This window comes from Pseudoxanthomonas sp. GW835-FHT14C01, from assembly GCF_058793715.1.
On the sequence record NZ_JBXAGB010000003.1, the window covers coordinates 322,621 to 345,580 of the forward strand.

Genomic DNA, 22,960 nt, shown 5'->3' on the forward strand with positions numbered 1-22,960 from the left:
TATCGAGATGCGCGCCTGCTGGAAGCCATCGTGACCATGGGCACCGTGCCGATGGTCACGCGATACGGCGCGTGCCGTCAGCGCCGGTTGAGCGCCTCGCGCACGGGCGCGAAGCTGCGTCGGTGATGCGCGCACGGGCCGTGCTGCACCAGGGCCGACAGGTGCGCGGGCGTGGGATAGCCCTTGTGGACGTCGAAGCCGTACTGCGGGAACGTCGCGTGCAGTTGCACCATCAGGCGGTCGCGCGACACTTTTGCCAGGATCGACGCCGCCATGATCGCCGGCTCGATGGCGTCGCCACCGACCAGCGTTTCCGCCATGCAGTTCAACCCTTTCGGCGCGCGGTTGCCGTCGATGCGGACCAGCTCCGGAAACGGCTGCAGCGCCATGACGGCCCGGCGCATGCCTTCCATCGTCGCCTGCAGGATGTTGAGCCGGTCGATCTCGTCGGGTTCGACGAAGGTGACGTGCCAGGCAAGCGCGCGCTCCTGGATCTGCGGGAACAGCGCTTCGCGCTTCGCTTCGCTGAGTTGCTTGGAATCGTTCAATCCCGCGATGGGCCGGGACTCGTCCAGGATCACCGCCGCGACGGCGACCGGCCCGGCCAGCGGACCGCGACCGGCTTCGTCCACGCCGGCGACCAAGCGGACGATGGGATCCGGGAACAGCGAGGAGCCCGTCATCGAGAAGGACTCACTGTAGGAGCGACATAAGTCGCGACCGCGAGAACGACATCCTCGAAGACTCTCCTTCCGAGAAGAAGGCGTGAAAGATGGTGTTGCCCGGCGGGCAATGACGACGTGGTGGCGCTCATGGCGTGCGGTCGCGACTCACGTCGCTCCTGCAGGGGGAGCGATCAACGCTGCCACCGCATCAGCGGCACTCGCGGAAGCATCCTGCCGCAGTTGCGCATGCAATCGCGCATAGATCGGTTGCAGGGCGGCGACCGCTTCCGGTTCGCGGAACCAGCGCAGGACGGCCGCTGACAACTGCGCGGGCGTGCAGTCGTCCTGCATCAGCTCTGGTGCGATGTCTTCGCCCGCCAGCACGTTCGGCAGCGCGTAGCGCTCGACCTTCAGCAGGCCCAGGCCCTTGACGATGCGGTAGGTCAGCGGCGCGATGCGGTAACCGACCACCATCGGGCGCTTGCACAGCATCGCTTCCAGCGTCGCCGTGCCCGAGGCGAGCAGGACCACGTCGCTGGCGATCATCGCCTCGCGCGCCTGGCCATCGAGCAGGCGCCACGCGGCATCGGCGCCGTGGGCGGCGAACCGGGCTTCCAGCGCCTCCCGACACGCGGCGTTGGCCGCGGGCACGACGATCCGCAGGCCAGGGACCTGCGTCGCCACATGACGCGCCGCTTCGAAAAAAGCCGGCGCCAGTTGGCCGATTTCACCCAGCCGGCTGCCGGGCAGTACGGCGAGTACTGGCGCGTCGGCCGGCAGGCCGAGCGCACTACGGGCCGCGGCCCGATCCGGCTGTAGCGGGATATCGTCCGCCATCGGATGACCGACGAAGCGCGCATCCACGCCGTGCTTCGCATAGATCGGCGGTTCCATCGGGAACAGGCAGAGCATGCGGTCCGCACTGTGGCCGATCTTCTCGGCGCGTTTCTCGCGCCAGGCCCACACCGACGGACTGACATAGTGCACGGTGCGGACGCCGCGTTCCTTCAGCCAGCGCTCGATGGCCAGGTTGAAGTCGGGCGCATCGATGCCGACGTACACGTCCGGCTTCCAGTCCAGTACGCGCTGTCGGAATGCCTTGCGCAGGCGCAACAGGCGCGGCAGGTGGCGCAGCACCTCGGCCAGGCCCATCACCGCCAGTTGGTTCGCATCGAACCAGGTATCGCAGCCGGCCGCGCGCATGGCGTCGCCGCCGATGCCGGCGAACTCTGCATTCGGGAACCGCTGCTTCAACGCCGCGATCAGGCCTGCACCCAGCCCGTCGCCGGACGCTTCGCCGGCGCACAGTGCGATGCGCAGCGTCGCTGCGGCGGGAGTCGCGTCGCCGGGCTCCCGCACCGGGTCCATCAGCGCTGGAGCGGCCGTTCGCCGCTTTCGATGAACTGCAGCAGCGCCTTCACGTCGTCGCTGGCCTGGGCCTGGTCGGCGAGCTGCTGCTTGGCTTCCGCCAGCGGCAGGCCGGCGACGTACAGTGTGCGGTAGGCGCGCTTGATCGCCGCAATGCGGTCGGCGTCGAAGCCGCGCCGCTTGAGGCCTTCGCTGTTGATGCCGCGCGGCCGGCCGGCGGCATCGCCGGCGACCATGGTGAACGGCGGCACGTCGCCGCTGAGCAGCACGCCCATGCCGATGAAGGCATGCGCGCCGACGCGGCAGAACTGGTGCACGCCGGCGAAGCCGCTCATGATCACCCAGTCCTCGATGGTCACGTGGCCGGCCAGCGTGGAGTTGTTGGAGAACACGCAGTGGTTGCCGACGATGCAGTCGTGCGCCACATGGGTGTAGGCGAGCAGCATGTTGTCGCTGCCGACGCGGGTGATGCCGCCGCCGGTGCCGGTGCCGCGGTTCACGGTGACGAACTCGCGCACCTGGTTGCGGTCGCCGATCACCAGTTCGACGCGCTCGCCCTTGAACTTCTTGTCCTGCGGATCGCCACCGATCGCGGCATGGCCGACGAAGTGGTTGTCGCGGCCGATGCGGGTGGGACCGGTGACGGTGCAGTGCGGACCGACCACCGTGCCGTCGCCGATCTCGACTTCCGGGCCGATGTAGGCGAACGGACCGATGCGCACGCCTTCACCGAGCTTCGCGCCGGGATCGACGACGGCGCTGGGATGGATGGCGGTGGGGGCGCTCATCTCAGCGGGTGTCCTCGGCGCACAGCACGTCGGCGCAGGCGACCTGTTCGCCATTGACCGAGGCGACGCCGGTGTAGAACGCCATGTTGCGGATCAGCCGCTTCAGGGTGACGTCCAGGTCCAGGCGATCGCCGGGCACCACCATGCGGGTGAAACGCGCATTCTCGACCTTCACCATGTAGAACATGCGGCCGGCGGTATCGCCTTGGTGCGACAGCTGGGTCAGCAGACCGCCCGCCTGCGCGAGCGCCTCGATGATCAACACGCCCGGCATGATGGGGCGGTCCGGGAAATGGCCGGTGAAGAACGGCTCGTTCTGGGTGATGTTCTTGTACGCCAGCACGCGCTTGTCCTTCTCGAACTCCACCACGCGGTCCACCAGCAGGAACGGGTAGCGGTGCGGCAGCAGCTTGCGGATGGTGGTGGCGTCGATGGGCAGTTGCAGGTCCAGGGTCATCAGGTTTCCTTGTCGGCCGCCAGCACGCGTCGTGCCAGGGCGTCCAGTTGCTTGAAGCGGGCGGCGTTCTTGCGCCAGGTACGGTTGTCGGTGAGCGGCGTGCCGCTGGAGTATTCGCCCGGCTCGGTGATCGAACTGGTCACCAGCGACATGGCGGTGACCACCACGCGATCGCAGATCTCCAGGTGTCCCAGGACACCGGCCGCGCCGCCGATCAGGCAGTAGCGGCCGATGCGTGCGCTGCCGGCGGCCGCGCTGCAACCGGCCATCGCGGTGTGCGCGCCGATGCGGACGTTGTGGCCGATCTGGATCTGGTTGTCGAGGCGGACGTCTTCTTCCAGGATCGTGTCGTCGAGTGCGCCGCGGTCGATGGTCGTGTTGGCGCCGATCTCGCAGTCGTCGCCGATCACCACGCCGCCGAGCTGCGGCACCTTGATCCAGTGGCCGCTGTCCATCGCCAGGCCGAAGCCGTCGGCACCGATCACCGCGCCGGGATGCACCAGCACGCGCTGGCCCAGGCGTACGCGCGTGACCAGGGTGACGCGGGCCACCAGCTCGCAACCGTCGCCCACCACGCAGTCGTCGCCGATCACGCAGCCGGGGCCGAGCACGGCGCCGTCGCCGACGACGCTGCGCGCGCCCACCATGACGAAGGGGCCCACATGCGCGCCCGGCGCGATGCGCGCCGTCGGATCGATGACGGCGCTGGGATGGATGCCGGGCTCGCGGACCGGCTTGCGTTCGAACAACGCCGCCATCTTCGCGAACGCCGCATACGGATCCTTCGCGACCAGCACGGTACCGGTCGCGTCGCCGGCGTCATCGGCGCGCAGCACGACCAGGCTGGCGCGGCTGTCGGCCAACTGCGCGCGGTAGCGGCTGTTGGCCAGGAAGGCGAGTTGCCCCGCTTCGGCCCGCGCGAGCGTGGCCACGCCATCGATGCGCAGGCCGGCATCGCCGCGCAGCTCCAGGCCGAAACGGTCGGCCAGCTCGCCGGAGGTGAAGGAGGGAGGGGTCATAGGCCGCGTAGTTTAGCCCCTGCCGCCCCGGGACCGCTTCCACGGGGGCGTATGGTGGACAGCAGAAGGGGGGCTTGCGCCCCCCTTCCTGGTCCGCGGATCGCGTGGTGCTGCGGTCAGAACCCGCCGCCGAAGGTGAACTGCAGGCGCTCCAGTTCGTCGCCGTCTTCCTTCTTGATCGGGAAGGCGTAGCTGATCGAGATCGGGCCGACCGGCGCACGCCACAGCAGGGCCACGCCGGTGGACGCGCGCAGTTGGCCGGCGTCGAAGTTGTCCACGCCATCGAACACGTTGCCGAAGTCGAAGAACGCCGACACGCGCGCGGCGTTGGAATCGAACAGCTTCGGGAAGATCAGCTCCACCGAACCGGTGGTCTTCAGCGAGCCGCCCAGGGGCTGGCCGCGATAGCCGGAGATGACCTCCGAACGCGGGCCCAGCGTGTTGTCGCGGAAACCGCGCACCGAGCGCGTACCGCCGGCATAGAAGTTCTCGAAGAACGGCAGGCCGCTGGCGACCAGCGTCCGGTCCAGCGTGCCGCCGTCGGCGCAGGTGCCGTCTGCGGACACCGTGACGGGCGGCTGGCCCGGGATCTGCGGGTTCGAGCCGTTCGCGCGGCAGATGTAGCGGTAGATGTCCGAGCCGTAGCTGTCGCCGTAGCCGACTTCGGCGCGCGTGTTCAGCACGAACGCGGGGCTGAGCGACCAGTACTTGGAGAACTCGTAGTTGAGCTTGTAGTACTGCACGGTGGAACCGGGCAGCGCGACTTCGGTCGAGATACGCTGATAGGTGCCGCCGGTGGGCATGAAGTAGTCGTTGCGCGTGTCGCGCGCCCAGCCGAGTTCGGCGCGCCACGCGTGGAACGTGCGCTGGCCCACCGCGTCGATGTAGTCGATGATCGACTGCGGGGTGGACCCGCCGAAGGTCAGGATCTCGTTGCTGTCCACGCCGAACAGCAGCGAGACGGTGTCGTTCTCGGTGATCGGCAGGCCCAGGACGCCCTGCGCCGCCGCGCTGGTGGTCGAATACTGGGCGGTATTGAAGTCCGAGTAGTCGAACTCGCGCCACCACAGGTTGTAGCCCAGCGACATGCCTTCGTCGGTGAAGAACGGATTGGTGTAGGAGAACGAATAGCGCTGCAGGTAGTCGCTGCGCTGCGCTTCGACGGACACGCGGTTGCCGCCGCCGAGGAAGTTGTTCTGCGACAGCTGGATCGACGTGGTCAGGCCGGACAGCTGCGAATAGCCCAGGCCGAACACGAAGCTGCCCGACGTGGTTTCCTTCACGTTGAACACCACGTCGACCTGGTCGTTGGTGCCCGGCACCGGCGTGGTTTCCACGTCGACCGTTTCGAAGTAACCCAGCCGGCGCAGGCGCACGCGCGAGCGGTCCACGGCGACCTGCGAGAACCAGCTGCCTTCGAACTGGCGCATTTCGCGGCGCAGCACTTCGTCGGACGTGCGCGTGTTGCCCTTGAAGACGATGCGGCGCACGTTGACGCGCGGGCCGGGCACAACCTGCAGGTTGATCGCGACGGTGCGGTTCTCGCGGTCGACGGTCGGAATCGGATTGACCTGCGCGAACGCGTGGCCGATGTTGCCCAGCGTGGCGGTGATGGAATCCGCGGTCATTTCCAGCAGGATGCGCGAGAAGGTTTGCTCCGGCTTCACGATGACCAGCCGCTCGATCTCTTCCTTCGGCAGCACGGTGTCGCCGGTGACCTTGACGTCGGAAATCTTGTACTGCTCGCCTTCGGTGATGCCGGCGGTGATGAACATGTCGCGCTTGTCGGGGCTGATCGACACCTGCGTGGAATCGATGTTGAAATCGACGTAGCCGCGGTCCAGGTACCAGGAGTTCAGGCGCTCCATGTCGCCCGACAGCTTCTCCTTCGAGTACTGGTCGTCGCGGCGGTACCACGACAGCCAGCTGGTTTCCTTGGATTCCCAGTTCTCGAGCAGGTCCTCGGTGGCGAATTTCTCGGCGCCGACGACGTTCACGTGCTTGATCTTGGCCGCCTTGCCTTCCTTGACCGCGATGGTGACGTCCACGCGGTTGCGGTCCAGCGGGCTGACCGTCGGCGTGATCTCGACGTTGTACTTGCCGCGGTTGTTGTACTGGCGCACCAGTTCCTGCGTCACCCGGTCCAGGCTCAGGCGGTCGAAGGTCTCGCCTTCGGACAGGCCGATGTCCTTCAGGCCCTTGAGCAGGTCGTCGGTCTTGATGTCCTTGTTGCCGGTCAGGGTCAGCTTGTTGATCGCCGGACGCTCGGTGACGGTGACGACCAGGATGTCGCCCTGGCGGTCGAGCTTCACGTCCTCGAAGAAACCGGTCTTGTACAGCGCGCGGATGGATTCGCCGACATTGGTCGGCGTGACCACGTCGCCGCGCTCGATCGGCAGGTAGGTGAGGGCCGTGCCGGTGGAAATGCGCTGCAGGCCATCGATGCGGATGTCGGTCGCGGTGAACGACGCGTTGCTCAGCGGCGCAGGAGCCACGGGCGCGGCAGCGGGTTCCGTCGTCTGGGCCAGTGCCGGCATGGCGATGGCCGAAGCCAGGGCGAGGGCAAGCAGGCGGCGGGAAGGCAGTCGCGTCATCATTACATCCGGTTGGGGTGGTTCCTGCGAAGCAGGAGTGGACTGCGGGGCGGCGGTCCGGGGTGCAGCAAGGAGAGGGGCGGCCACCTTGGAGCGGGCCGGCCCGTGGAAGTTCAGGGGCATCAGGTCACCAGACGCGTCATCAGACGCAGGATGTCGTTGTAGAACGCCAGTCCCATCAGGCCCGCCAGTGCCGCCAGGCCCACGTATTGTCCGGCCACCATGTGGCGCTCGCTCAAGGGGCTGCCCTTGACCAATTCAATAAGGTAATACAGCAGGTGCCCGCCGTCCAAGACAGGGATCGGCAGCAGGTTGATGATGGCCAGGCTCAGCGACATGGCCGCCAGGAACCAGAGGAACCAGTCCGGCCCGCGCTGCGCCGAGACATTGGCGACCTGGGCGATCGTGATGGGTCCCGAGACGTTCTTCAGCGAGGCGTCGCCGGTCAGCATGCGACGGATCATGCCCAGGGAGTCCGAGGTCAGCTTGCCGGTCTCGCGCAGGGCCGCCGGGACCGCCGCCAGCGGACCGAAGTGGAGTCGTGCGTCGTAGGCGTGCATCAGGCGTTCTTCCGGCGGGGCCAGGCCCAGCGCCCAGTAATGCCCTTTGGTGGCGTCGGGATGCTTGGTCCAGCGCGGCGCCAGCTCGAACGCCAGCCGCTCGCCGGCCCGGTCCACCTCGATCATGGCCGCGCCCCCGCGCTTGCCCAGCAGGTCGACCTGCCGGGCGATGTCGTCGAAACCATGCACCGGCTGACCGTCCACGGCCGTGACGATGTCGTGGGGCTTCAGGACGCCGTCGGCGACGGAGCCGGGGGCGACCTTGCCGATGACGGCTGGCGTGACCCAGTGCTGCCAGGTCAGCCCGATCAGGCCGATGGCGTTTTCCTGGTCGAAGCCGTCCGGCAGCCGCGACAGCGGCAGGACGCGGGTCACCGTGGAACCCGCGGCCGTCTCGACCTCCACCCGTGGATCGTCGCCATCGATAGCGGCCTTGGTCAGCACGATCGAGGCGTCGGTCCAAGTATCGATCGCCCGGTCGCCGACCCGGACGATGAGGTCGCCGCGCTGGAAGCCGGCGTCGGCGGCGATGCCGGAAACGCTGCCCAGCGTGGCCGAATAATCCTGCTTGCCGATGACGAACATCGCCCACAGCAGGATCACGCACAGCACGATGTTCGCCAGCGGACCCGCGGCGACCACGGCGATGCGCTGCCAGACGGACTTGCGGTTGAAGGCCTGGTCGAGTTGCGCGGCGGGGACGTCGCCCTCGGCTTCGTCCAGCATCTTCACGTAACCACCCAGCGGAATCGCGGCGATCGCGAACTCGGTGCCGTGGCGGTCGCGGCGCGACCACAGCGGCTTGCCGAAGCCCACGGAAAAGCGCAGCACCTTGACCCCGCAGCGGCGCGCCACCCAGTAGTGGCCGAATTCGTGGAAGGTGACCAGCACGCCGAGTGCCACGATCATCCACCAGATTGAGCCCAGCACTTCACTCATCGGATGTCGGCGCTCATGGGGAGAGGTGGCTTGCGAGGTTGCGTTCGGTCAGCCGGCGCGCCTCTGCATCCGCTGCCAGCAGGACCTCCAGCGAATCCGCCGGTGCCGCAGGCAGCGCAGCGAGGGCGTCCTCGACCAGCGCGGGGATGGATAGGAAACCGATCCGGCCCTGAAGAAAGGCTGAAACTGCGACTTCGTTCGCAGCATTCAGTATGGCGGGCGCGGTGCCGCCTGCCGCCATGGCCTCCCAGGCCAGCCGCAGGCACGGGAAGGCGTCCGTATCCGGCGCCTCGAAGTCCAGCCGCGGGTGCTTCAGCAGGTCCAGCCCGCCCACCCCGGAGTCGATGCGCTGGGGCCAGCCCAGGCCGACCGCGAGCGAGGTACGCATGTCGGGCAGGCCGAGCTGCGCCAGCGTCGATCCATCGACGAATTCCACCAGCGAGTGCACGAGGCTCTGCGGATGCACCAGCACGTCCAGCCGCTCGCGCCCGACGCCGAACAGGTGGTGCGCTTCGATCAGCTCGAGCCCCTTGTTCATCAGCGTGGCCGAGTCGACCGAGATCTTCGGCCCCATCGACCACTTCGGGTGCGCCACCGCCTGCTCGCGCGTGACCCGTGCCAGCTCGGCGCGGCTGCATCCGCGGAACGGCCCCCCCGACGCGGTCAGCACGATGCGGCTGACATCGGCCTGAGCCTGTCGTGAACGCAGGCACTGGAAAATGGCGTTGTGCTCGCTGTCGATCGGGATGATCTCCGCGCCCGCGCCCTCCGCGGCGGCGGTCACCAGTTCGCCTGCGAGCACCAGCGACTCCTTGTTGGCCAGCAGCAGGCGCTTGCCGGCGCGCGCGGCGGCCAGTGTCGACGCCAGGCCGGCGGCGCCGACGATCGCGGCGACCACCACGTCGCACCCCGGTTCGGCGACCAGCGCATCGAGTGCGGCCATGCCGGCGTGCGCGCGCGTGACGAGGCCGGCTTCGGCCAGACCCTCGCGCAGCCGAGCGTGCAGGCTCTGGTCGGCGATCACCGCATGGTCGGGCCGGTGCGCGACGCAGAGGGCGAGCAGAGCGTCCACATTGCAGCCTGCCGCCAGCACGCTGGCGCGGTAGCGGTCCGGGTGGCGCGCGATGACGTCCAGCGCCGACGCGCCGATCGAGCCCGTCGCGCCCAGGACCGCCACGTTGCGGGGGGCATGCGTGCTCATGCTCAGAATCCGAAGACTTCCTTGCCCAGCACGAAGATGGGCAGGGCGGCCAGCACGCCGTCGATACGGTCCAGCACGCCGCCATGTCCCGGGATCAGGTCGCCCGAATCCTTGGCGCCGACATGCCGCTTCAGCAGGCTTTCGAACAGGTCGCCGACCACCGAGAACAGGACGGTGAACACCGCCACGACCAGCACGCCGGCCAGTTGGCCGGCGGCGGTGCCGGCGATGAGTGCGCCGACCGCGGCCACCAGCATGCCGGCGGCCAGGCCGCCCAGCAGGCCTTCGAGCGTCTTGTTGGGGCTGATCCGCGGCGCCAGCTTGCGGCCGCCGAACCAGCGGCCACCGAAGTGGCGACCCGCGAAGTAGGCGCCGCTGTCCGCGGCCCACACGATGGCCAGTGCGACGAACAGCCAGATATGGCCGTTCGGCTGCGACGAGTGGATCAGGCCCAGCGCGCACCAGGCCGGGACCACGGCGAGCGTGCCCGCGGCCAGCTTGAACACGCGGGCCCAGGTCTCGTGGTCGGAGGCGAAGGTGAAGAAGCGCAGCCACAGCAGCGCCAGCAGCCACCAGACGACGCCGACCAGCGCCATCAGGCGCAGCGGCACCAGGTCGGTCGCGTCGCCCGAGCCGCGCGACGCCCATACCAGCGCCACCATCACCAGCAGGTTGGCGGTCAGCAGGACGGTGCGCTGCAGGGTGTCGTCGATCTCGGCGAGCTTGAACCACTCCCACAGGCCGACCAGGAACACCAGTGCGGCCAGCATGGCCAGCCAGGAGGTGGGCAGCAGCAGGATCGCGCCGATGGCGAAGGGCGCCATCACCAGGGCGGCGATGACACGGGTACGGGTCGCGCTCATGCGGGAGAATCCTCGGTGGCGCTGCCGGCGACCTGGGCACTGGTCAGTCCGAAGCGGCGCTCGCGCTGCGCGAAGTCGTCCAGCGCGCGCTGCAGCAGCGCGGCGTCCAGGTCGGGCCACAGCACGTCGGTGAACCACAGTTCGGTGTACGCCAGCTGCCACAGCAGGAAGTTGCTGATGCGGTGGTCGCCGCCGGTACGGATGAAGAGATCGGGCGGCGCCAGATCGGCCAGCGCGACGTGCGCGCCGAGGGCGGCTTCGTCGATGTCGTCCGGCCGCAGGCGTCCGGCTGCGACCTCGGCGGCCAGCGCGCGCGCCGCATGCGCGATGTCCTGGCGCCCGCCGTAGCTGGCGGCGATGACCAGGTGCAGGCGCTGGTTGTCGCGGGTCAGGGCTTCGGCGGCGTCCATGCGCGCACGGATGTCGGCCGAGAAGCGGGCGCGGTCGCCGATGAAGCGCACGCGCACCTGGCGCCGGTGCAGTTCGTCGACTTCGCGATCGAGCGCGTTGAGGAACAGTTTCATCAGCGCGCCGACTTCCTCTTCCGGGCGTCCCCAGTTCTCGCTGGAGAACGCGAACAGGGTCAGCGCGCCGATGCCGCGCTCCAGGCAGAAGTCGATGCACACGTTGACCGCCCGCGCGCCGGCGCGGTGACCGATCACGCGCGGACGGCGGCGGCGTTCCGCCCAGCGCCCGTTGCCGTCCATGATGACGGCCAGGTGGCGGGGAACGGACGCGGGGACGGCAGGGGACATGGCAGTCCTCAGACCGCCATCAGTTCCTGTTCCTTGGCCTTGACGACGTCGTCGACGTCCTTGATGGACTTGTCGGTGAGCTTCTGGATCTCGTCTTCGGTCCTGCGCTCTTCGTCTTCGGTGATCTGCTTGTCCTTCAGCAGGTCCTTGATCTGCTGGTTGGCATCGCGGCGGATGTTGCGGATCGCCACCTTGGTGTCCTCGCCTTCGCCATGGACGACCTTGGACAGTTCCTTGCGGCGCTCCTCGGTGAGGGCGGGCAGGTTCAGGCGGATCGTGGTGCCCGCGGTGTTCGGGGTCAGGCCCAGGTCGGAGGCCAGGATGGCCTTCTCGACGGCCCCGACCATCTGCTTTTCCCACGGGGTGATGGTCAGCGAGCGGGAATCGGAGATCGTCACCGTCGCGACCTGGCTCAGCGGCATGTCGGAGCCGTAGTAGTTGACCTTCAGGTGTTCGACCAGGGCGGTCGACGCACGTCCGGTGCGGACCTTCACGAGCGTGTGGCGGAGCGCCTCGATGCTCTTGGTCATGCGCGCCTGCGCGTCTTTCTTGATGTCGTTGAGCATCGCCCTTTCCGTTGCAAAGCCTGTAAACGACGGATTATAGGGCGATTCGCAGCCGTTGCCGACCGCCGGTGGGGCGTTCAGTGCGAATGATGCGGTGCCGCATCGTGCAGGTCGTGGCCGCAACCGGCCCCCCGTTCGATCTGCAGGGTGGCATGGTTGATGCCGAAGCGGTCGTCCAGCGTGTGCACGGTGGCGTCGATGAAGGCGTCGTGGTCGTCGTCCCGCGCCCGCACCAGATGCGCGGTCAGGGCGATCTCGTTGGCGCCGAGCGACCAGATATGCAGGTGGTGCACGGCGGACACGCCGGGCCGTTCCTGCAGGAAGGTGCGGACCTCTTCGGGATCCACGTGCCCCGGCACGGCATCCATCGCGGCGTCGAAGCTGTCGCGCAGCAGCCCCCATGAGCCGACGGCCACCACGACCGCGATCAGCAGGGCGGTGGCCGGATCCAGCCAGGCCCAGCCCAGCGTCGCCATGCCGACACCGGCCAGTACGGCCGCCAGTGACACCGCGGCATCGGCCACCAGATGCAGGAACGCGCCGCGCTTGTTGAGGTCGTGCGCGTGACCGTCCTTCACCAGCCAGGCAGCGCCCAGGTTCACCAGGATGCCCAGCGAGGCGACCACGATGACGGGCGTGGCGGGAATCTCCGGTGGCGCACTGAAGCGGCGGACCGCCTCCCAGCCCAGGGCGCCGGAGAACACCACCAGCAGGACGGCGTTGGCCAGCGGCGACAGCAGGGTCGCGCGGCGCCAGCCGTAGGTATGACGGCCGCGCGGCGGCCGCCCGGCGAGGGCGGCGGCGCCCCACGCCAGCGCCAGCCCCAGCACATCGCCGAGGTTGTGCAGCGCGTCCGACAGCAGCGCCAGCGAGTTGGTATGGAAACCGTAGCCCGCCTCGACGGCGGTATAGGCGAGGTTGATCAGCGTGACCCACGCGAAGGTGCGCGTGGCCGATGCCTGTGGATGGGCGTGCGCCCCGTGGCCGTGGTGGTGTCCGTGTCCCATGCGGCGCTAGGGTGCCGGCGGTGCGTGGCCGGACACTATTACAGCGGGCCCCTCATCGGGCGCCCGAACGCCTCAGTTGCGGCCCTTCACCAGGGTGCCGACGTGTTCGCCGCGCAGGATGCGCATCAGATTGCCAGGCACCGACAGGTCGTAGATGCGCAGCGGTACGTCGCTGTCGCGGCACAGGGCGAAGGCGGCGGTATCCATCACCTGCAGATCGCGCGCGATCACGTCGTCGTAGGTCAGCTGGTCGTAGCGGACGGCATCGGCGTGCTTGCTGGGGTCCTTGTCGTAGACGCCGTCCACCTTGGTCGCCTTCAGCAGCAGGTCCGCACCGATCTCGATCGCACGCAGCGCGGCGCCGGAGTCGGTGGTGAAGAACGGGTTGCCGGTGCCGGCCGCGAAGATCGCGATGCGGCCCTTCTCCAGGTGGCGGATCGCGCGGCGGCGGATGTAGTCCTCGCACACGTCGTTGATCTTGATGGCGCTCATCACCCGGCACTTGGCGCCGAGCTTCTCCAGCGCGTCCTGCATGGCCAGCGCGTTGATGACCGTGGCCAGCATGCCCATCTGGTCGCCGGTCACGCGGTCCATGCCTCCTGCCGCCAGGCCGGCGCCGCGGAAGATGTTGCCGCCGCCGATCACCAGTCCCACTTCCGCCCCGGCGTCGCGCGCCTCGATGATCTCGCGGGCGATCCGGGTGATCACCGCCGGGTCGATGCCGTAGTCCTCGGCCCCCATCAGTGCCTCGCCGGACAGTTTGAGCAGGATGCGGCGATACATGAGCGGTGCGGGCATGGGGAGTCTCGGCGTGGGGGCAAACGGCGCAATTCTAGCCGAGTGCGCCCGCCTCAGTCGCCGGGCTCGTAGATCGCGTAGAGCTTGCGTGCCGTTTCCAGCACTTCCCAGAGGCCGGTGAAGCCCGCCGGCACCACGAAACTCTGGCCGGCTTCCAGCAGCACCTCGCTGCCGTCATCGCCGCGCAGGCGCACGCGGCCGCTGAGCAGGTGGCAGAACTCGTGCTCGGTGTACTGCACGCGCCAGGCGCCCACGTCGCCCTCCCAGATACCGCAATGGAACCGGTCGTCCTGCGTCGAATAGGCATTGCCGACGGCCTGCTGCGGCTCGCCCGCCACCCGGCGATCGGCGGCGATGGGCGCGCGGCTGGCCTCAGCCGGCGTATGCGGCACGGGAACGATGCGGGGCATGGGCGGTACCGGCGGACGGGGCGACTATGATGTCGCTTCCCTTCGCCAGCCATCAAGGAACGGCCATGAGCGTGCGCACCCTGCAGGAATTCATCGCCTCCTCCCGCGAGAAGGACGCCAGCCCCGAAGCGTTCGAGCTGGAGAGCCCGCACCTGCTGGAGGTACGGTTGAACGGTCTGGTCTGGGCCAAGGCCGGCGCGATGGTGGCGCGCAAGGGGGCGGTGAAGTTCACGCGCCAGGGCGTGCTGGAGCAGGGCCTGGGCAATCTGCTGAAGAAGGCGGTCAGCGGCGAAGGCATGCAGCTGATGAAGATCGAGGGGCAGGGCCGCGTCTACCTGGCCGATGCCGGTAAGCGGATCACCCTGTTGCGGCTGGCCGGCGAATCCATCTTCGTCAACGGCAACGACGTGCTGGCGGTCGAATCGGGCATCGAAAGCCGCATCACGATGATGCGCAAGGTCGCCGGCATGCTGTCCGGCGGGCTGTTCAACGTGCGCCTCAGCGGGCACGGCATCGTGGCCATCACCTCGCACTACGAGCCGCTGACATTGCCGGTGAACGCGCAGACCGGGCCGGTGTTCACCGATCCCAACGCCACCGTGGCCTGGTCGGGCGGCCTGACGCCGGAAATCGTCACCGACATCTCGTTCGGCACGCTGCTGGGCCGTGGTTCGGGCGAAAGCATCCAGTTGCGGTTCGCGGGCGAGGGCTGGGTGGTCGTGCAGCCCTACGAGGAAGTCGCGCTGGCGCCCCGCCAGTAGCGCGGGCGCGCCGGGTCAGGCGCTGGCGCCGACCGAAACGCGGTTGCGTCCTTCGCGCTTGGCGCCGTAAAGCGCCTCGTCGGCGGCGCGCAACAGGTCGTCGACGTGGCGGAACTGTTCCAGCGCTCCCTGCGTGGCGAGGCCGGCGGAGAAGGTGATGTAGAGCGGCTGGCCGTTGACATGGGCCATCGCCGCGCCGGATACCTCGGACAGGATGCGCCGCACCACGTGCGCCGCGGCTTCCTCGTTGATGCCGGGCAGCACCACCAGGAATTCCTCGCCGCCGTAGCGGGCGACGATGTCGCTGCTGCGTACGTGCCGCATCAGCGATTTGGCGAAGTTGCGCAGCACCTCGTCGCCGACCAGGTGGCCCCAGCGGTCGTTGACCTGTTTGAAGTCGTCCAGGTCGATGAAGGCGATCGACAGCGGCCAGCCATGGCGGGTGGCGGCATCGAATTCCTTCTCCAGCACCTCTTCCAGTTGGCTGCGGTTGTAGGCGCCGGTCAGCGGATCGCGACGGACTTCCTCGGCCAGCCGGCGGGCACGGTCCTCGTGTTCGTCGGCTTCCTTGCGCGCGCGCGCGGCCTCCTGGATTTCGCGCAGGTTGCGCACCACCAGCAACTCGCGCGCCTGATCGAGCAGGGCCTGGATGCGGGCGGGCGGCGCGGGCGGCACGTCGAACATCGCGCAGACCTCGGGCAATGCCGCGATCATGTCCTCGGTCAGTGCGAGGAAGGCCGCGTAATCCAGTCCGAGCCGCGTCGCGGCCTGCAGGGCCGCCTGTCGATGGGCGTCGTCGGTCTGCGCTTCGTCCGTGCCGGCGATCCAGATATCGGCGACATGGCCCGATACCGCGACGCAGGCATTGAAGGTGGTGTCCGAAACGGGCGTCTCGCTTTCCATGATCGCTTCGCGCAGCAGCCCGGGCAGGTTCCACTGCCGCGCCAGCCAGCCGCCGACGGTGGCGTGGTCGCAGCCCAGCCATTCGCGCTCGGCCGCCAGCAGCGCCGCGTTGTCTTCGGACCGTTCGACGAGCTGCGCGTAATCGTCGCCCAGCACTTCCAGCAAGGCGAGCACGCCGATGTCCTGCAGCAGGCCGGCCAGCATCAGCTCCTCGGCCTTGCGCATGCCGGCATGCTGGCCCAGCAGGCGGCAGGCCAGCGCGGCGATCACGCTGCGGCGCCAGACCCGCTCTTGCGCCACCGGGTAGCTGCCGTTGCCGCAGCGCGCCAGCGAGAAGCCCAGCGCCAGCGTCAGCGTCGCGTTGAGTCCCAGCACGGTCAGCGCCTGCGACAGGTTCTCCACGCGGCGACGGCTGGCATAGAGCGGGGAATTGGCGATGCGCAGCATGCGCGCGCTGAGGGCGGCGTCCAGGCCGATCGCGTCGGCGGCGGTCGCCATCACCACGTCGGGATCCTGCGCCAGTTCGATGATGCGCAGCGCCACGCCCGGCGGGCTGGGCAGGTTGCGGCAGTTCGAGAGCTGGGATTCGAGTTCGGGACGCATCCGGGTGCGCACTACGCAGGAGGAAAGTGGCAGGCAGCATGCCAGCAGGCGTGACGGAATGTCAGCTTTGTAAACAGTTTCGGCGCAGGAACGGCAAACTTTAGTCGCGGGCGACGAGCGGTCGCGATGCGGCGGCGCGGCCCGCGCGCATCGCAGGAAAAGAAAAAGCCGCGGTTTCCCGCGGCTTTTCCGGTGAAGCGGATGAGGCTCGGCTTACGCCAGGCCAGCCTGCTTCATCACTTCGGCGGCGTAGTCTTCCACCACCTTCTCGATGCCTTCGCCGACCACCAGGCGCTGGAAGCCGACCACGTCGGCGCCGGCGGCCTTGACCACCTGCTCGACCGACTTGTCGCTGTCCAGCACGTACGGCTGGCCGTACAGGGTGACTTCGTTGACGATCTTGTTGATCTTGCCGGAGATGATCTTCTCCAGGATGTCGGCCGGCTTGGCCTTGTCCTTGTCCGACATCTTGGCCAGCTCGATTTCCTTCTCCTTCGCCACGAACTCGGCCGGCACGTCGGCGGCCTTGTTGTGCGGGGGATTCATCGCGGCGATGTGCATCGCCAGGCCGCGGGCCAGTTCGGCGTCGCCGCCCTTGACCTCGACCAGCACGCCGATCTTGCCGCCGTGGACGTAGGCGGCCACGTTGTTGGCGCTGTCGATCGAGACCAGGCGACGGATCTGCATGTTCTCGCCCAGCTTGGCGATGGCGGCGGCACGGGCTTCTTCGACGGTCTCGCCCGAGGCCAGCTTGGCGCTCTTCAGCGCTTCCACGTCGGCGGCGCCCGAGGTCAGCGCGGCCTGCGCGATGGCATCGGTGAAGGCGATGAAGTTGGCGTCCTTGGCGACGAAGTCGGTCTCGGAGTTGATCTCGACCAGCACGGCCTTGCCGCCGTCCTGGGCCACGGCCACGCGGCCTTCGGCAGTGACGCGGTCGGCCTTCTTGTCGGCCTTGGCCAGGCCCGACTTGCGCAGCCACTCGGCCGCGGCGTCGATGTCGGCGTTGTTCTCGGTGAGTGCCTTCTTGCACTCCATCATGCCGGCGCCGGTGCGCTCGCGCAGTTCCTTGACCAGGGAAGCGGTGATTTCCACGGGATTACCTCGGTTTAGATTGGCAAAGCCCCTCTCCCGTCGGGAGAGGGGTTGGGGTGAGGGTCCGGCGGAACCGCGACGCCTGCAGCGCCGACATGCTTACCGCACCCTCATCCGCCCTTCGGGCACCTTCTCCCGGCGGGAGAAGGGAAAAACATGGCCGCCGCGCAGCATGGCGCGGCGGCGTTGCAGCCGGATTACTCGGCGGCGGCTTCGTCGGACTTCTTGCCGGCGGCCTTCTTGGCCGGGGCGCGACGGGCGCCCTTGTCGTCGCCGCCTTCGGCGAACTCTTCCTCGCGCACGGTGGCGGCGTTAGGCGAAGCGGCCTTGCCTTCCAGCACGGCGTCGGCGGCCGCGCGGGCGTACAGCTGCACGGCGCGGATGGCGTCGTCGTTGCCGGGGATGGCGTAGTCGACCAGGGCCGGATCGTAGTTCGAGTCGACCACCGCGACCACCGGGATGCCGAGCTTCTTGGCTTCCTTGATGGCGATGTCTTCATGGCCGATGTCGATGACGAACAGGGCGTCCGGCAGGCGGTTCATTTCCTTGATGCCGCCCAGCGAGGCCAGCAGCTTCTCGCGCTCGCGGCGCAGGCCCAGCACTTCGTGCTTGACCAGCTTGTCGAAGGTGCCGTCGGTTTCGGCGGCTTCCAGTTCCTTCAGGCGGGCGACCGACTTCTTCACGGTGGCGAAGTTGGTCAGCGTGCCGCCCAGCCAGCGCTGGGTCATGAACGGCATGCCGCAACGCTCGGCCTCTTCCTTCACGGCCTCGCGCGCGCTGCGCTTGGTGCCCAGGAACAGGATGGTGCCGCGCTTCTGCGCGACGCCCGAGATGAAGTTCATCGCGTCGTTGAACAGCGGAACGGTCTTCTCGAGGTTGATGATGTGGATCTTGCCGCGGGCACCGAAGATGTACGGCGCCATCTTGGGGTTCCAGTAGCGGGTCTGGTGGCCGAAATGGACGCCGGCTTCCAGCATCTGGCGCATGGTGACTTGGGGCATTGCAATGACTCCATCGATGGGGAACCCACCGTCCGGTCAAATGGAGGACGGCGCCGGTGAGGGCGGGGTTCCGGGGTTGGGCCTCCCTGCGGCTTCCGTGTCCGAACCCTCCAGCGAAGGGCACCCCGGCACGGGTTGGGGCAGCAGGTGTGGATTCGTCGGTGTCGCCCGACGTGGGCGGTCCGGCCGGGCGGACCCGGGCGCGAAGCCGCGGGAGTATAGCCGGCCGAGGCAGGCGGCCGCAAACCCGTGGGCAGTCCGGCAAGGGTGAAGCCTCCCCGGGGCGTTCAGCTGCCGCGCCAAATGGGGGATAATCGGCCAATGGCCATCCAGCTCAAGACCCCCGAAGACCTCGCCCAGATGCGCATCGCCGGCCGCCTCGCCGCCGAAGTGCTGCAGGTGGTCGCCCCGCACGTGAGGCCGGGCGTGACCACCGCCGAACTGGACCGCATCTGCCACGATCACATCGTCAACGTGCAGAAGGCGATCCCGGCCAACGTGGGTTACAAGGGCTTCCCGGCCACGGTCTGCACGTCGGTCAACAACGTCATCTGCCACGGCATCCCCAGCGAAGGGAAGGTGCTGAAGGATGGCGACATCCTCAACATCGACGTCACCGTCATCAAGGACGGCTGGCACGGCGACACCAGCCGCATGTATATCGTCGGCACGCCGTCGGTGATGGCGAAGCGGCTGGTCGATACGACGCGTGAAGCCATGTTCCGCGGCATCCGCGCGGTCAAGCCGGGCGCCACCCTGGGCGACGTGGGCCATGCGATCCAGCAGTATGCAGAGGCCGAACGCTTCAGCGTGGTGCGCGAGTACTGCGGCCATGGCATCGGCAAGGTCTACCACGACGAGCCGCAGGTGCTGCACTACGGTCGTCCGGGCGAGGGCGTGGTGCTGAAACCCGGCATGACCTTCACCATCGAGCCGATGATCAACGAGGGTGCGCGCCATACCAAGGTGCTGCCGGACGGCTGGACCGTGGTGACCAAGGACCGGAAGCTGTCCGCGCAGTGGGAGCACACCGTGGCGGTGACCGAGGACGGCGTCGAGATCCTGACCCGCGTGCCGGGCGACGACAACGACCTGTGAGCACCCCTGCAGCCGCGAACGGACAGGCGACGCGGCTTCCGGACATCGGCCCGGACGCCGCCGATGATGCGGCCTGGTCGGCAGCGGCACGCGCGTCGCTGGCCCACACCGACGCACGGCTGGACAAGCGCTTCGATCAGGACGACGGGATGGACCGCATCCTCGCGCTGCGCGCGCGGGCGGTCGACCACCTGCTGAAGGACGCCTGGCAACGCTGCATTCCGGCGGACGCGCCGATGGCGCTGTTCGCGGTCGGCGGGTATGGCCGTGGTGAACTGTTCCCGCACTCGGACGTGGACGTGCTGGTCCTGGCCGCGGCGGACGTGCAGCAGGCGCATCACGGCGCCGTGGCGCGCCTGTTCGCCCTGCTGTGGGATGCGGGCCTGCCGATCAGCCACAGCGTGCGGTCGGCGGGCGAATGCACGGTGGCCGCCGCCGCTGACCAGAGCGTGCTGACCGCATTGATCGAGGAGCGCCTGATCGTCGGCGAGCCGGTCGATGAAGGTCTCCTGATCGATGCCATCGGCCCGGCGCGTGTCTGGCCGCCGCGCGACTTCTTCGTCGCCAAGCGGGAGGAACTGCGGATCCGGCATGCGCGGTTCGGCGATACCTCGGACAACCTGGAGCCCAATATCAAGGAAGGCCCCGGCGGCCTGCGCGACCTGCACACGCTGGGCTGGATGGCGCTGCGGACCTTCGGTGTGCGCGACCTGGAGCCGCTGGTGGGTCTCGGCCACCTGGGGCCGGACGAAGCCGTCGCCCTGGCGCGCGAACGCCGCGCGCTGGGACGCCTGCGTTACGGCCTGCACCGCGTCGCGGGGCGACCGGAAGAGCGTCTGCGCTTCGACTACCAGAAGACGCTGGCGCAGCGGCTGGGGTTCGCCGACGACGCCGAAAGCCTCGGTGTCGAGAAGATGATGCAGGGCTTCTACCGCAGCGCCGCCATCGTGCGGCGTATCAGCGACCGCCTGCTGCAGCGCTTCGAGGAACAGTTCGACGGCGAAGCGCTCCCCGAGCCCTTGGACGAGCGGTTCGCGCTGCGCCGCGGCTATCTCGCTGCCCGCCAGGATGGCTGGCCGGCGAACGACGTCGGCGAGGTGTTCGCGCTGTTCGCGGCGTGGGCAGCGCATCCGCAGGTGCGAGGACTGCATTCGCGCACCGCGCGCGCGCTGGCGGAGTCGCTGCCGAAGCTTTCCGCGTATCCCGCCGCCAGCAAGGAACAGCGCGACGCCTTCATGGCGCTGCTGCGTGGCCCGCGTGCGGTGGAAACCCTCACCCGCATGGCGCGCCTGGGGGTGCTGGGGCAATGGATCCCCGCGTTCGCGCGGGTATCCGGCCGCATGCAGTTCGACCTGTTCCATGTCTACACCGTCGACCAGCACACGCTGATGGTGCTGCGGAACATCGCCGCGTTCGCCGCGGGCCGCGCCGACGAACGCTTCTCGATCGCGCACGAAGTCTGGCCGCGCCTGCGCAAGCCGGAACTGCTGTTGCTGGCGGGACTGTTCCACGACATCGCCAAGGGCCGCGGTGGCGATCATTCGGAACTGGGCGCAGTGGATGCGCGTGAATTCTGTTCCGCCCACGGACTCAGCGAGGCGGACACCGCACTGGTCGCGTGGCTGGTGGAGCAGCACCTGCGCATGTCGGTGACCGCGCAGAAGCAGGACATCTCCGATCCGGACGTCATCCATGCCTTCGCTGCGCTGGTGGAGGATCGCGAACGCCTGGACTACCTGTACCTGCTGACCTGCGCGGATATCGCCGGCACCAGTCCCAAGCTGTGGAATGCGTGGAAGGACCGCTTGCTCGCCGACCTGTACTTCGCCGCGCGCCGCGTGCTGCGCGAGGGTCTCGAAAACCCGGTGGCGGTGGACGAGCGCCTGGACGAGGCGCGCGGCAGCGTGCGCGCCATGCTGGAAGTGCAGGGCCTGTCGGCGGCGCAGGCGGATGCGCTGTTCACCACCATGCCGGAAGAAAGCTTCCTGCGCTTCCGCCCCGAACAGCTGGCCTGGCAGGCGCACGCGATCCGCGGTGCGACCGCAGGCGAGACGCGGGTGCGCGCGCGGCGCATCGCCGACGATGCGGATGCCATGGAGGTGTTCGTGCATTCGCCGGACCGCGACGGCCTGTTCGCCGCCATCCTCGCCACGCTCGACCGCATGGGCTTCGCGATCCACCAGGCACGCGTGCTGGTGGGGCCGCAAGGCGCGGTCTTCGACACGTTCGAAGTGCTGCCGGCCGACACGTACGCGCCGCGCGATCCCGCCGAGATAGAGGGCACGTTGCGCGCCGCGCTGGCGCGTCCGCTGGACAGTGTGCGCACGTCGCGCCGCGCGGTGCCGCGCCAGCTCAGGCATTTCCGTTTCGCGCCGCGCATCGAGTTCGGCACCACGCCCGACGGACGCCGCACCGTCCTCGGCCTGGTCGCTCCCGACCGTCCCGGCCTGCTGTCGGACGTGGCCCAGGTGCTGCGCCGGCAAGGCCTGCGCGTGCACGATGCACGCATCGCGACCTTCGGCGAGCGCGCCGAGGACGTCTTCCAGATCACCGACGAGCACGACCAGCCGCTCGTCGGCGCTTCCCAGCAGGACGCGCTGCGCGACGCGCTGCGCGCCGGCCTCGAAACTCCCCCCTGACCTGTATCGGCAGACCGTTTGATGACCCGCAAAGCCAGCAAGACCGAAGAACTGAAGTCCACCATCGAGAGCGCCTTCGAGCGCCGCGCCGAGCTGACGCCGGCCGAGATCGAAGGCTCCACCCGCGCCGCCGTCGAACTGGCCATCGACGGCCTGGAAAGCGGCAAGCTGCGCGTGGCCGAGCCCGACGGCAAGGGCGGCTGGAAAGTCAACGAGTGGCTGAAGAAGGCAGTACTGCTGTACTTCCGGGTCAACGAGATGGAACTGGTCGAGGCCTATCCCGCGCCTTTCTGGGACAAGGTCGAGGCCCGCTTCGGCGCATTCGACGAGAACGACTTCCGCAAGCTCGGCGTGCGCGTCGTCCCCGGCGCGATCGCGCGCCGCGGCACGTACTTCGGCAAGGACGTGGTGCTGATGCCGAGCTTCGTCAACATCGGCGCCTACGTCGGCGAGGGCACGATGGTCGATACCTGGGCGACGGTCGGTTCGTGCGCGCAGATCGGCAAGCACTGCCACCTGTCCGGCGGCGCCGGCATCGGTGGCGTGCTGGAACCGCTGCAGGCCAGCCCGACGATCATCGAGGACCACTGCTTCATCGGCGCGCGTTCGGAAGTGGTCGAGGGCGTGGTGGTCGGCCACCACAGCGTGATCGGCATGGGCGTGTTCCTCGGCCAGTCCACGCGCATCTACAACCGCATGACGAAGGAAATCACCTACGGCTACGTGCCGCCGGGCAGCGTGGTCGTGTCCGGCTCGCTGCCGGCCGCCGACGGGTCGCATTCGCTGTACTGCGCGGTGATCGTCAAGCAGGTCGATGAGAAGACCCGCAGCAAGACCAGCGTCAACGAACTGCTGCGTGGCCTGGCGGACTGA

Annotated in this window: 20 protein-coding genes and 1 pseudogene; 4 read left to right on the forward strand and 17 right to left on the reverse strand. The window is 68.5% G+C overall.

The window, feature by feature from the left end:
• Positions 1-77: 77 nt before the first annotated feature.
• The 14 genes from rnhB to AC1Q5B_RS14895 form a co-directional block, all read right to left on the reverse strand.
• Positions 78-683: a ribonuclease HII gene (rnhB, locus tag AC1Q5B_RS14830; RefSeq protein WP_492632356.1), complete on the reverse strand. Its 606-nt coding sequence runs from the start codon at positions 681-683 to the stop codon at positions 78-80.
• Positions 684-830: 147 nt separating this feature from the next.
• Entirely contained in the window at positions 831-2,033 is a 1,203-nt protein-coding gene (lpxB, locus tag AC1Q5B_RS14835) for a lipid-A-disaccharide synthase (RefSeq protein WP_492632357.1), read from the reverse strand.
• A complete protein-coding gene (gene lpxA, locus AC1Q5B_RS14840; RefSeq protein WP_492632358.1) occupies positions 2,033-2,821 on the reverse strand; it encodes an acyl-ACP--UDP-N-acetylglucosamine O-acyltransferase in 789 nt (262 codons plus the stop codon). The genes lpxB and lpxA overlap by 1 nt, the downstream gene beginning before the upstream one ends.
• Position 2,822: 1 nt before the next feature.
• A complete protein-coding gene (gene fabZ, locus AC1Q5B_RS14845; RefSeq protein ID WP_192311511.1) occupies positions 2,823-3,278 on the reverse strand; it encodes a 3-hydroxyacyl-ACP dehydratase FabZ in 456 nt (151 codons plus the stop codon).
• Positions 3,278-4,297: a UDP-3-O-(3-hydroxymyristoyl)glucosamine N-acyltransferase gene (lpxD, locus tag AC1Q5B_RS14850; protein WP_492632359.1), complete on the reverse strand. Its 1,020-nt coding sequence runs from the start codon at positions 4,295-4,297 to the stop codon at positions 3,278-3,280. The genes fabZ and lpxD overlap by 1 nt, the downstream gene beginning before the upstream one ends.
• 116 nt (positions 4,298-4,413) lie before the next feature.
• Positions 4,414-6,891: an outer membrane protein assembly factor BamA gene (bamA, locus tag AC1Q5B_RS14855; protein WP_492632360.1), complete on the reverse strand. Its 2,478-nt coding sequence runs from the start codon at positions 6,889-6,891 to the stop codon at positions 4,414-4,416.
• A 122-nt stretch (positions 6,892-7,013) separates the two neighbouring features.
• A complete protein-coding gene (gene rseP, locus AC1Q5B_RS14860; RefSeq protein ID WP_492632361.1) occupies positions 7,014-8,390 on the reverse strand; it encodes an RIP metalloprotease RseP in 1,377 nt (458 codons plus the stop codon).
• Between the two features lie 13 nt (positions 8,391-8,403).
• The gene (gene dxr / locus AC1Q5B_RS14865; RefSeq protein WP_492632362.1) at positions 8,404-9,591 is read right to left on the reverse strand and encodes a 1-deoxy-D-xylulose-5-phosphate reductoisomerase; all 1,188 of its coding nucleotides are present in this window, start codon (positions 9,589-9,591) and stop codon (positions 8,404-8,406) included.
• Between the two features lie 2 nt (positions 9,592-9,593).
• On the reverse strand, positions 9,594-10,454 hold the full coding sequence (locus AC1Q5B_RS14870) for a phosphatidate cytidylyltransferase (RefSeq protein WP_492632363.1): 861 nt from the start codon (positions 10,452-10,454) through the stop codon (positions 9,594-9,596).
• The gene (gene uppS, locus AC1Q5B_RS14875) at positions 10,451-11,209 is read right to left on the reverse strand and encodes a polyprenyl diphosphate synthase (RefSeq protein ID WP_492632364.1); all 759 of its coding nucleotides are present in this window, start codon (positions 11,207-11,209) and stop codon (positions 10,451-10,453) included. Before uppS ends, AC1Q5B_RS14870 begins: the two co-directional genes overlap by 4 nt.
• 8 nt (positions 11,210-11,217) lie before the next feature.
• Positions 11,218-11,775 carry a ribosome recycling factor gene (frr, locus tag AC1Q5B_RS14880; RefSeq protein ID WP_492632365.1) on the reverse strand — a complete coding sequence of 186 codons (558 nt, stop codon included), beginning with the start codon at positions 11,773-11,775 and terminating at the stop codon, positions 11,218-11,220.
• Positions 11,776-11,852: 77 nt separating this feature from the next.
• On the reverse strand, positions 11,853-12,782 hold the full coding sequence (locus AC1Q5B_RS14885) for a cation diffusion facilitator family transporter (protein ID WP_492632366.1): 930 nt from the start codon (positions 12,780-12,782) through the stop codon (positions 11,853-11,855).
• 72 nt (positions 12,783-12,854) lie between these two features.
• The gene (gene pyrH, locus AC1Q5B_RS14890) at positions 12,855-13,580 is read right to left on the reverse strand and encodes a UMP kinase (protein ID WP_162337610.1); all 726 of its coding nucleotides are present in this window, start codon (positions 13,578-13,580) and stop codon (positions 12,855-12,857) included.
• Positions 13,581-13,633: 53 nt separating this feature from the next.
• The gene (locus tag AC1Q5B_RS14895) at positions 13,634-13,990 is read right to left on the reverse strand and encodes a cupin domain-containing protein (RefSeq protein WP_492632367.1); all 357 of its coding nucleotides are present in this window, start codon (positions 13,988-13,990) and stop codon (positions 13,634-13,636) included.
• Between the two features lie 65 nt (positions 13,991-14,055).
• On the opposite strand from AC1Q5B_RS14895, the gene AC1Q5B_RS14900 reads away from it, so the two are divergent.
• On the forward strand, positions 14,056-14,751 hold the full coding sequence (locus AC1Q5B_RS14900) for an AIM24 family protein (RefSeq protein WP_492632368.1): 696 nt from the start codon (positions 14,056-14,058) through the stop codon (positions 14,749-14,751).
• Positions 14,752-14,766: 15 nt separating this feature from the next.
• Here AC1Q5B_RS14900 and AC1Q5B_RS14905 read toward each other — a convergent pair whose 3' ends face one another.
• From AC1Q5B_RS14905 to rpsB, 3 genes are all read right to left on the reverse strand, one after another.
• Complete coding sequence (locus tag AC1Q5B_RS14905; protein ID WP_492632369.1) at positions 14,767-16,257, reverse strand: GGDEF domain-containing protein; 1,491 nt, start codon at positions 16,255-16,257, stop codon at positions 14,767-14,769.
• A 213-nt stretch (positions 16,258-16,470) separates the two neighbouring features.
• The gene (gene tsf / locus AC1Q5B_RS14910) at positions 16,471-17,349 is read right to left on the reverse strand and encodes a translation elongation factor Ts (RefSeq protein WP_192200588.1); all 879 of its coding nucleotides are present in this window, start codon (positions 17,347-17,349) and stop codon (positions 16,471-16,473) included.
• Between the two features lie 197 nt (positions 17,350-17,546).
• Positions 17,547-18,350, reverse strand: coding sequence for a 30S ribosomal protein S2 (gene rpsB, locus AC1Q5B_RS14915; RefSeq protein ID WP_492632370.1), 804 nt, complete (start codon positions 18,348-18,350; stop codon positions 17,547-17,549).
• A gap of 321 nt (positions 18,351-18,671) precedes the next feature.
• On the opposite strand from rpsB, the gene map reads away from it, so the two are divergent.
• The 3 genes and pseudogenes from map to dapD form a co-directional block, all read left to right on the forward strand.
• The gene (map, locus tag AC1Q5B_RS14920; protein WP_492632371.1) at positions 18,672-19,448 is read left to right on the forward strand and encodes a type I methionyl aminopeptidase; all 777 of its coding nucleotides are present in this window, start codon (positions 18,672-18,674) and stop codon (positions 19,446-19,448) included.
• Entirely contained in the window at positions 19,445-22,087 is a 2,643-nt protein-coding gene (gene glnD / locus AC1Q5B_RS14925) for a [protein-PII] uridylyltransferase (protein WP_492632372.1), read from the forward strand. The genes map and glnD overlap by 4 nt, the downstream gene beginning before the upstream one ends.
• Positions 22,062-22,960: pseudogene (gene dapD, locus AC1Q5B_RS14930) on the forward strand (2,3,4,5-tetrahydropyridine-2,6-dicarboxylate N-succinyltransferase); the annotation flags it as partial. The gene glnD and the pseudogene dapD, both read left to right, overlap by 26 nt.